Origin of the sequence: Lysinibacillus sp. NPDC047702, assembly GCF_050272555.1 — a bacterium.
GTDB lineage: Bacteria > Bacillota > Bacilli > Bacillales_A > Planococcaceae > Lysinibacillus.
Window position 1 is genome coordinate 19,075 of sequence record NZ_JBNNMG010000070.1, and the last position, 9,608, is coordinate 28,682.

Annotated in this window: 10 protein-coding genes; 3 read left to right on the plus strand and 7 right to left on the minus strand. The window is 37.1% G+C overall.

All coding sequences use genetic code 11. The annotated features are described in order from the left end of the window. Window positions 1-26: 26 nt before the first annotated feature. The 5 genes from ACQKIM_RS23440 to ACQKIM_RS23460 all read right to left on the minus strand — a co-directional run bounded on the left by ACQKIM_RS23440 (window position 27) and on the right by ACQKIM_RS23460 (window position 4,501). Complete coding sequence (locus tag ACQKIM_RS23440; protein ID WP_427548599.1) at window positions 27-710, minus strand: DUF4956 domain-containing protein; 684 nt, start codon at window positions 708-710, stop codon at window positions 27-29. A 19-nt stretch (window positions 711-729) separates the two neighbouring features. Then, window positions 730-1,431 (minus strand): polyphosphate polymerase domain-containing protein, encoded by a 702-nt coding sequence (locus ACQKIM_RS23445; RefSeq protein WP_427548601.1) that lies wholly within the window; start codon window positions 1,429-1,431, stop codon window positions 730-732. 12 nt (window positions 1,432-1,443) lie between these two features. Next, entirely contained in the window at window positions 1,444-2,277 is an 834-nt protein-coding gene (locus tag ACQKIM_RS23450; RefSeq protein WP_427548602.1) for a peptidylprolyl isomerase, read from the minus strand. A gap of 129 nt (window positions 2,278-2,406) precedes the next feature. Further along, a complete protein-coding gene (locus ACQKIM_RS23455) occupies window positions 2,407-3,834 on the minus strand; it encodes a HAMP domain-containing sensor histidine kinase (protein ID WP_427548604.1) in 1,428 nt (475 codons plus the stop codon). Continuing rightward, complete coding sequence (locus ACQKIM_RS23460) at window positions 3,818-4,501, minus strand: response regulator transcription factor (protein WP_427548606.1); 684 nt, start codon at window positions 4,499-4,501, stop codon at window positions 3,818-3,820. Before ACQKIM_RS23460 ends, ACQKIM_RS23455 begins: the two co-directional genes overlap by 17 nt. Window positions 4,502-4,788: 287 nt before the next feature. On the opposite strand from ACQKIM_RS23460, the gene ACQKIM_RS23465 reads away from it, so the two are divergent. Then, a complete protein-coding gene (locus ACQKIM_RS23465; RefSeq protein ID WP_427548608.1) occupies window positions 4,789-5,124 on the plus strand; it encodes a heme oxygenase in 336 nt (111 codons plus the stop codon). Between the two features lie 77 nt (window positions 5,125-5,201). Here ACQKIM_RS23465 and ACQKIM_RS23470 read toward each other — a convergent pair whose 3' ends face one another. Beyond that, window positions 5,202-6,221, minus strand: coding sequence for a YeiH family protein (locus tag ACQKIM_RS23470; protein ID WP_427548610.1), 1,020 nt, complete (start codon window positions 6,219-6,221; stop codon window positions 5,202-5,204). Between the two features lie 112 nt (window positions 6,222-6,333). Here ACQKIM_RS23470 and ACQKIM_RS23475 point away from each other — a divergent pair, with 112 nt between their 5' ends. Beyond that, window positions 6,334-7,215: a LysR family transcriptional regulator gene (locus ACQKIM_RS23475; protein WP_427548612.1), complete on the plus strand. Its 882-nt coding sequence runs from the start codon at window positions 6,334-6,336 to the stop codon at window positions 7,213-7,215. 23 nt (window positions 7,216-7,238) lie between these two features. On the opposite strand, the gene ACQKIM_RS23480 is transcribed toward ACQKIM_RS23475, so the two are convergent. Continuing rightward, complete coding sequence (locus ACQKIM_RS23480) at window positions 7,239-8,159, minus strand: LysR family transcriptional regulator (RefSeq protein WP_427548613.1); 921 nt, start codon at window positions 8,157-8,159, stop codon at window positions 7,239-7,241. Between the two features lie 126 nt (window positions 8,160-8,285). Between ACQKIM_RS23480 and ACQKIM_RS23485 the strand changes: the two genes are divergently transcribed. After that, window positions 8,286-9,476: a coenzyme F420-0:L-glutamate ligase gene (locus ACQKIM_RS23485; protein WP_427548615.1), complete on the plus strand. Its 1,191-nt coding sequence runs from the start codon at window positions 8,286-8,288 to the stop codon at window positions 9,474-9,476. Window positions 9,477-9,608 lie beyond the last annotated feature (132 nt).

Genomic DNA, 9,608 nt, shown 5'->3' on the forward strand with positions numbered 1-9,608 from the left:
CTCTTCATAGGTTTCTAAAATTCTTACTAAGCTGTGAAATTACCATCATAACTAAGCATCACGGCTGATTTTACTCCTGGTACCTTTGTCAGATGATCCATTAGCTTGGCATCGTTTTGTTTCACTCGAATCTCATAGGTTGTTTCAATTTCATCATGCTGTATAATGGATTTTGATTTTAGAGCGAATTTTTTAGATTGTGCAGCGATAATTCTTTCTACTTCATCACAAGCTAGTTCTTCTTCAAACTTCACAATTAATAAATAAGGATTTTCCACAGTTATTTTATTCACAAACACAAGTAATACAAGACCAATTAACACTGAGCCAATAATAACAAGTGGTATAAATCCTGCCCCACATAGAATCCCAGAGACGATCGCCCAGAAAATATAGACTAAATCCATAGGGTCTTTGATGGGTGTTCGGAAACGCACGATTGATAACGCACCAACCATACCTAATGATAACAGCACGTTTGAACTGATCCCCATAATAACGAGCGCAGTGGCCATTGTCATAATTAGCAGTGAAATATTAAAAGAATGGGAGTAAATTACACCATTAAAGGTCTTCTTATATACGGCGTAAATAAAAAATCCAACAAAGAAGGCCACTACTAAGCCAATAACTGAATCTATTAATGAAAACGATGTTGTTTTTTCTAAAAAGTTAGATTTAAAAATATCACTAAACTTGATTGTATCCATTGTTCATTTCTCCTTTATATTAGCCATACATTCGACTAAGTTGATATTTTGAATAGGCTTCCACACGTGTATCTACTGATTGCAGTAAATACTTAATCATATCTGGTAAGTAGTCATCATATTTCACCTCTAAAATAACTAGGTTTGGTTCAAGTACATCCACCATTGGTAATTTGGTATTAAACATATCTGTATTACGGAGGCTTGATTGTACCTTACTATCAAAGGTGATTCTAACGTTTCCATGAGCATATATATAAGCCTCTCTCTCATAATCGACGACCGTAACTGGTTTCAGCTGGTTATACTTCATTTCCTGATATAAATCCCGAATTAATGGGCGTTGATCTTCTTCCATCCAAGATGTTTCCCCGCTACGCATTTTTTCATATTCTTTTTGGGAGATGGCACACTTTGATTTATAGGTAAGATTATTACGCTTACTTTTCCTTTCCAAATTAATAATGGCTGAGGATTTATCATAAACTCGTACTCGGTATTTATCACGGTTGATATACCCCTCTTTTTTCTCATTAAGAACCTTATTAGCAAAATTATCGAAGTAAGTGCTACGAATTAAATATTTACCATCCATCCCTGCATGCTTGTCTAACTGCATCACATGCCGTAACTTGGATTTTAATAAGGCATAGTCGGGATAAGAAATTGCTTGTTTGATTTCCCTGCGACCGTTAGGATTAAACGAAGTTATAGTAGACATATAGGCCACTCCTTATTTTCTCTCGATTTTGTATTCCTCTTGTTTTTCATCTAGCCAAGATGTATATTCTTCATTTATCCGCTCTTCAAGAATTGTGGCATAAACATCCTCTTTTGCAGGTACCTTATCGGTTACTTTAATGATGTGATAGCCTTCAGATGTTTGAACGATATCACTAATACTATTTTTCTCAAGACCGAATGCCGCTTTCTCAAATGCCTCGTCCATTTGACCTCGACTAATGGTACCGATGTCACCACCATTTTCACTTGTAGCTGAATCTATTGAATATGCCTTTGCTAGCTCGGAAAAATCCTCACCAGCTTTTAGCTTTTTCAGTACATCCTTTGCCGTAGTCTCATCCTCCAATAAAATTTGACTGGCTACAACCTCTTCTTGCTGTCTATAGCTCTCCTTATTGTTATCAAAATATTGAGCTACTTCCTCATCTGTAATATCTATGCCTGTAGCAATAACATTTTTAGTAAGCTGATACATGCGAATATTTTCTCTTACACTTTCCTCTGTTAGCCCATTAGCTTCCAAAGCTTTCTGTAAGGCTTCTTCACCACCATATGACTCCATTATTTCTTCATACTCTGATTGAATACTGTCCTCAGATACAGTGAGGCCTAGCTTCTTTGCTTCAAGCTCAACCATTTTGTTTGTGATTAATGTTTCAAGTACTTCAGTACCGTATTGTTCATGCAACGCATCATCTAATTCTGTTTGTAGAATCTTCTCTCCATCAACCTTCGCTACGTAATCACTGCCCCCAGTACAGCCGGCTAGTAGCATGACGAATCCAGCAGGTAAGATTAGCGTTCGGAAAAGCCTATTTTTCATAGCATGATCCCGCCCTTTCTCTTGGCTTCTCGTTTACAAAACCTACTATAAAGGTCTAATGTGTCAGTCAGATGTCAGCTTTACATTTCCTTCAAAAAATCTTTACAAAAGAAAAAGCTACCACGCCTTTTATAGCGTAGTAGCCTTTTTCAATGATAGGTCAAAGCATGTTCCTGAGGAATTGCTTTCTATTAGTCGCAAATCGCCGCCAATTGACTGGGCCATCATTTTACTAAGCGATAAACCTAGACCTAGTCCGCGAATTGTGTATTTTTTATTTTCTCCTCTAAAGAAGCGTTCAAAAATAAATGCCTGCTCCTCTTGAGGAATACCATGCCCAGTGTCTCGCACATTAATAGAAATCGTATCATTCTTCTCCAACAATCTAATCGTTACGGCTCCCTCCTGCATGGCCTGTCTTGCATTCGTTAATAAATTCGTGACAATTTGCTGCACTCGGACAGCATCAGCCTGTACATAGACGATTTGTGCAAGCAATTGTACATGAATTTTTACTGCTTCCTCTTCCTGCATTACCTCCCACTGGGTAATTGCATCACGTATAAGTTGATTAACATTAACTGTCTCTAGTCTTACAGGAATGGCATCGACGGCAAACTGATTGAAGGCTAATAAATCGCCAACCATAGTCTTCATTTTCGTCGTTTCAACTAGCGCCATTTGTATAAATTCGTTAGCATCCTGATCTGTAACGATTCCATCCCTCACCGCTTGTAAAAGTCCACTAATTGATGTGACAGGCGTTTTAAGCTCATGTGTAACACCTGCTAATAGCTCTGTTCTTGTTTTTTCCAATTGCTCTAATCGATTAGCCATTTCCTTAAAGGACGTAACAAGCTCATAAATTTCCTCTTCCTTAATATTTTCAGGTAGATTGACTATATAGTTACCCTCTTGCACTTGCTTCGCGGCTTCGGCTACTTGTTTGATTGGATGTGCCAAACGCCTTGACAACAAATAAATAGCTCCCCATCCTAATATGGCAAGAGCTCCTATCAGTAACGCTAATTGACCATATGCTTGATTAACCTTCGTTAAGTTTTCCTTTTTCTCAAGCACAAGCACCCAGCCAATTATCTTCTGATTATTTTCGATTTTTCGTTTTACAACATATTTAACTGACTCTTGTCCCTTATTCATGTCGATTATTTTTTTTGTATCTTCTTCGCCATCAAGTAAATTGGCCACATTTTTTGCACTACCTGGGGGAATTGGTCGATTACTTGTTAAGACATTGCCTTCTGTGTCAGCAACATATAAAATAGGATCAATTTCTCTCATGCTAAATCGTTCTCGGTTGCCAATAAAACCTGGAATTCCACCTATAGGTCCATTATTGGACCCTGTAGTATCTGTAAGACGAAATACTGTTTCATCAGCTAAAAACTTCATCATTTCCAATCGGTTTTCAAATGTTGTATGACGAATCCATACTGCGGATATAAAAGAGATAATAGCTAGTCCTACAAAGAGCGTCAATAAATAGCGACTTGTCCAGTAGTTGAGTAAAGATATGCGTTTACCTTTTTGGAACACTTAGCTGATACCCCAATCCACGTAATGTCTTTATTTCTCCATCTGCCTCATCCCAATCTGTCAATGCCTTTCGCAGTCGCTTCACCGCTAAATCAACTGCTCGATCGCTACCATCATACTCCCAGCCCCAAACTTGCTCAATTAACTGATCGCGTGTAAATGTTTGATTGGGATGCTCAGCCAAAAATAATAGCACCGATAAGTCTCTAGGCGTTAAAATGATCTCCTCTCCATTCAGTAGTACTCGATGTGCCTTCATATCTATTTCAAGCTCGCCAAATTTCTTTTTTTCTGCTGTCTGATTTCCTTCGGCACGTCTTAGAACAGCCTTTACCCTTGCCACTACCTCATCTGCTATAAATGGTTTAGCAATATAATCATCTGCACCCTGATCAAAGCCCTCTAAACGGTAATTTACATCTCCTAATGCTGTTAACATAATGATGGGACAAGAGCTAATACCTCTTACTTCCTCTAAAATTCTCCAACCATTTTTCTCTGGCAACATAATATCTAGCAGCACTAAATCTGGTTGACACTCTTGAAACACAGTCAGTGCCTGCCCGCCATTAAAACATTGCATCACATCATAGCCAACCTTTTTTAAATAAGCTTTCAACACCTGACTTATGGCATATTCGTCTTCTACAATTAATATTTTTGCCATGTCCTTCACCTCGTCCCTAGCTTGTTCGTGTTATCATTATATCATCGGAATATGTCAGCTAAGTGTCTGGAATCCAATCAGATAAATCCGTTTAAACAAGATTTATACTGACAATAAACTTTACATATTTGAAAATGTCCTTTAACCTTTTATAGTATAAACATTGCTATTCTATTGACAATGTCTTCCTACGACAATTATCATTGATTGCGAATGATAATCATTGATAATTTCATTCAAGTTAATAAATTATCTTTATTTAGAAAATGATTAGGGGGGTAGAAAACATGATTATTGTAACAAATCGTATTCAGGTCAAACCCGGCTTTGCTGCAAAAATGGCACCGAATTTTACAAAGCCAGGACCGCTACAGCAGTTTGAAGGTTTTCATAAAGTAGAGGTGTTAGTGTCAACTGATGACCCAACTTATGACGAAATGAGTGTCAACATGTACTGGGAATCAAAGGAACATTTCCAAGCTTGGCGAGATAGCGATGCATTCGCAGCTGCACATCATCGTCCAGAGCCGGGCTCAGAGGGAGCAAAACCTGAAAATAGTCCAATGATAGGCAGCAAAATCGTTATAGCAGAATTAGCGTCTTCAATCGAAGCAACTCGCTAATTTATCATTAAATTATCTTCTGATTCTATCTAAAAAAATCCTGCATATTCGAAAATATGCAGGATTTTTTTGCTTAATTATTTTATGAAAATAACTAAAAGATACCCTACAATGGATAGGCAAATTGACCCGATAAGTCCTGCAATAAAGGCTTTTACACCTAATTGCTTAAAGGTTTTTATGTCTACGTTTAATCCCAATCCAGCCATGGCCATACCAATTAAAATATAGGCAATATTGACAAATGCCTGAGCTACATTAGGGGGAACTATTCCTAGTGAATTAATTGCACTCATTGCTAAAAAGCCAAGAATAAACCACGGGATAATTGACAGCGAAAATGGCTCTTTTTCCTGCCCTCTCTCCATTTTTCGATAAAAAATACCAATAATGATTGCTACTGGCACGAGTAAAGCCACACGGGTTAGTTTAACAATAACCGCCATATCGATAGCTTCATTGCCACCAGCTGATGCTGCTGCAATCACATGGGCAATTTCATGTAAGGTACCTCCTGCAAAAACACCATATTCCGTTGGTGCTAACCCAAATAATGAATAGAACAATGTATAGATTAACGTGAATAACGTGCCAAGTAATGCGACAATCGCTGCACCCACTGCTGTTTCTTTTTCATTTGCTTTAACTTGAGGAGCAATAGCAACGACAGCGGCTGCTCCACAAATCGCTGTCCCACAAGCTGTTAAAATACCAAGCTTTCGTTCAACATGAAACATCTTTGTTAAACCATAGACAACCACTAAGGCGAATACTAAATCTAATAATGCAATCAGAAAAACACTCACTCCAGCATGATAAATATCCGCTAAATTCAAACGCATTCCCAATAAAATAATCCCAAATCTTAATAGCTTTTTACTTGAAAATGATATACCGACCTGCCATGAATCCTGTACCTTAAAAGCTGCTCTCCAAGCCATTCCTAATAGAATAGCAATGACAAGTTGACCCAATATTGAGAAGAACGGAAATGTTGAAATATATTTTGCCGATAGAGCAATAAGGAGTGTTAACAATATCCCCTTGATAAATGCTGGAGCAAGGAAGCTTTTTAATCGATTCTGTCCATTTGCCATGATGTTCACTTCTTTCATCCTTTATGATTATACTTTATAAAAAAGTTAGTCATCAGTAAAATATATATATATAATTGTAATTATTAATATTTTTAATAGCAGGAGTGATGGCATGCAATATGATGCTTTAAAAACATTTATCACACTAGTCGAGGTTAATAATTTTACAAAAGCCTCCGAAATACTCCATATTTCACAGCCGAGTGTAAGTTTACACATTAAAAACTTAGAACAAGAACTGCAAACTACTTTATTTATTCGTTCACCAAAGTCTGTGCAAATTACACCTACTGGAGAGATTTTATATAATCGAGCAAAACAAATAATGGCCATTGCAGAGCAAGCAAAGGAAGAAATTTTAGCCTATCATCATGAAATTCAAGGTACACTTATTATTGGCGCAAGCTTTACAATCGGTGAATATATACTGCCCCCCATCATTGCGAGCCTGCAAAAGCAATTTCCTCAGCTTGAGCTTCAAATTATTATTGGTAATACGAAAGAAATCATTCAGTATACAAAGTTATTACAGGTTGATATTGGTCTTATTGAAGGGCAGGCACATGACCATGAACTTATTATTAAACCATTCATGCAAGATGAATTATTTATTGTTAGCGCCAGTAATCATCCTCTTACAAAGGAACCTGCTATTACTGTCGAGAACCTTCAGCAGCAGAACTGGGTTGCTAGGGAAGATGGCTCAGGTACACGCTACTATTTAGACCATTTATTTAGAGCAAATGGGCTTCAGGTAGGCTCACTTGTTACAGTTAGCAGTAATCAGGGTGTCAAGGAGAGCGTTATTCAAGGACTTGGACTTTCATTGCTATCTGCAAGTGTTATTGAACGAGAATTAAAGAGTGGAGATATCAAAGTTTTACATTTAGAAGAGCAGCATTTTATGCGAACATTTTCATATCTATACTCTCCCACGATGAAAAATAAGCGTAATGCTGACACACTTATTGAAGCTCTACTCAAAAAAGCTTAGCGTACTATTACTAGTCGCTAAGCTTACTTAATATTTCTCGGATTTAGACGTTTACGCTCCTGCTTTTGCTCAATAATATCTACAAATTTTGCTGCCGCCCGTGAAAGTGGGACACTCTTTAAATAACACATGCCTATACTACGGGCTGGTATTTGCTCAGTTAATGTTAACTCATATAAAAGTCCTCGTTGCAAATAATCCTTAGAAAATTCTTTCGTTACACAAGCAATGCCTAAATTACTACGTGCGAATTCCAGCACAAGATCATGCGACCCTAGCTCAAACTCAGGTTCGATATGTATTCCTCTCGCAAATAAATAATCTTCTACATATTTTCTGGAATTTGATTTTTGCTCTAAAAAAACAAGGGGAAATTTTAAAAGATCCTCAAAGCTTAATTTTTTTGACGTTAATGTTCGGTATTTTTCACCACATACAAAAACATCTTGAACCTCAGTACATACGGTTAACTGTAATGTCGCATCTTCTATCGGAAAATTACAAAGTCCTATATCCACCTCACCAGACTTAATAAAATTACAAATCTCCGATGTCGTCCCATTTAACATTTGCAATTTTATGTTCGGATACATGGTATGAAATGCCTCTAGATATGGCATTAAAAAAAAGCGGGAAATCGTATCTCCTACACCAATTTTTAATTGACCAGTTGTTAAATTTTTAAATTCCAGTAGCTTTTCCTCACCAGCATCTAAAAGACCTAACGCCGAATTCGTATACTCGTATAAAAGACTACCCTCAGTTGTTAGCGTTACCCCCTTAGGTGTGCGATTAAAGAGACGAGTACCAAGTTCCTTTTCTAATTGCATCATGGCTTGGCTAACAGCTGGCTGTGTCATATATAAATCCCTAGCAGCCCTTGAAAAGCTATTATTTTTAGCAACAACACTAAAAACACGATATAAATCTAACTTCCCTATCATATAAGCACTCCTTATAGCTATTATACGAACTATTAATTTTACTTATATCATTAAAGGAGCGTATAGTAAAATTATATTGATTTTTATTCACATAAAACAGTTACCTGTTAATGAGGAGAGATTATTTTGGAACGTGTAGTTGGTACAGTTGTAAGAGGTCTTCGTGGTCCAATTATTAACGAAGGCGATAATATTGAACAAATCGTTGTTGATACGGTATTAAATGCCGCACAGATTGAAGGCTATTCAATTGAAGATCGAGACATTGTCACAGTAACAGAATCTGTCGTAGCACGTGCACAAGGTAACTATGCATCAATCGACGACATCGCAGCTGACGTAGCTGCCAAATTTGGTGATGATACTGTTGGTGTTATTTTCCCTATTCTTAGCCGTAACCGTTTCGCAAACTGCTTACGTGGTATTGCTAAAGGCGTTAAAAAAGTCGTTCTTATGTTAAGTTATCCATCTGATGAGGTTGGTAATCACCTAGTTGATATCGACGAGCTAGATGTAAAAGGAATTAACCCTTGGACAGATACATTAAATGAAGTTGAATTCCGTGAGCATTTCGGCTATAAAAAACACACATTTACAGGTGTAGATTATATTGAATATTATAAGGAATTAATCGAAACTGAAGGCGCTTCTTGTGAGGTTATCTTTTCAAATAATCCAAAAACAATTTTGGACTATACGAAGAGTGTTTTAACTTGTGATATTCATACACGCCTACGCACAAAACGTATTCTAACAGCAAATGGGGCTGAAAAAGTATACAGCCTTGATAATATCTTATCAGCATCTATGAACGGTTCAGGCTTCAATGAGGAATACGGTTTACTTGGCTCAAACAAAGCAACTGAAGATAGTGTGAAATTATTCCCGCATACTTGCCAGCCAATTGTTGACGGTATCCAAGCAAAAATCAAAGAGGCTACTGGTAAAACAGTTGAAGTCATGATTTATGGTGATGGTGCATTCAAAGATCCTGTGGGTAAAATTTGGGAATTAGCTGACCCTGTTGTTTCACCAGCCTATACTGCTGGATTAGATGGAACACCAAATGAAGTTAAACTAAAATACCTAGCAGATAATGATTTTGCTGATCTTCGTGGTGATGAATTAAAAGCAGCGATTTCTGACTATATCCAAAATAAAGATGAAGATTTAACTGGTCAAATGGCAGCTCAAGGAACAACACCTCGTCGCTTAACAGACCTAATTGGTTCTCTATCTGACCTAACTTCTGGTTCAGGTGATAAAGGAACACCAATGATTTATATTCAAGGCTATTTCGATAATTACACTAAATAATACAAAAATGAACTCTCGTTTGCTAAAGAGAGTTCATTTTTCATAGTGTTGAAAAATTAAATAGTCAAGGGACTCTTTGTGAATATTTAGTCAAAATGAAGGTGATTTCCGTTCCAGGCTACTCGCTTTCCT